The sequence below is a fragment of the Rhizobium sp. 10N427 genome, from assembly GCF_056394605.1.
This window is the reverse complement of sequence record NZ_JBFTID010000048.1, coordinates 1-402: the sequence shown is the minus strand read 5'-3', so window position 1 is coordinate 402 and position 402 is coordinate 1. Positions and strand designations below refer to the sequence as shown.

The following is a 402-nucleotide window of genomic DNA, read 5'->3' as shown; positions in this document are numbered from 1 at the left end:
TTGGAAAGAGCTTCGCGGAGAATCTCGTTCTCCAACGTCTTGCGCCCGAGGATGCGCTCAAGCTCGCGCACTCGATCTTCCAGCTTCTTCACCTCGGAATTGCCGATCACTGGCTCGTCAGAATCCACGGCCACCGCACCTCCCTCGCTAAGGAGCCTACGCCAGCGATACAGAAGATTTGGCGCAACTCCATGTCGCCGCGCCGCGGAGGAAACGGTCTCCCCGGCGGCATAGCTTTCCTCGATGATCTGCAGTTTGCGCTCCGTTGTCCAGCGTCGCCGCCGGACGTCACCGATCATCAGATCAACCTGTCGAAACTCGTTAGACATAAGCTTATCCTCAAGCCTGTGCTTGAGCCTTCCTGCTTATGCTGAGTGTCCGGTCGAAAGTGGGGGCAGTTCA

General features: G+C 58.0%; 1 protein-coding gene. It reads right to left on the bottom strand.

The window, feature by feature from the left end; genetic code table 11:
* On the bottom strand, positions 1–329 hold a 329-nt coding region (locus AC1DIJ_RS30935; RefSeq protein ID WP_477831761.1), incomplete at its 3' end, for a transposase.
* Between the last annotated feature and the right edge of the window lie 73 nt (positions 330–402).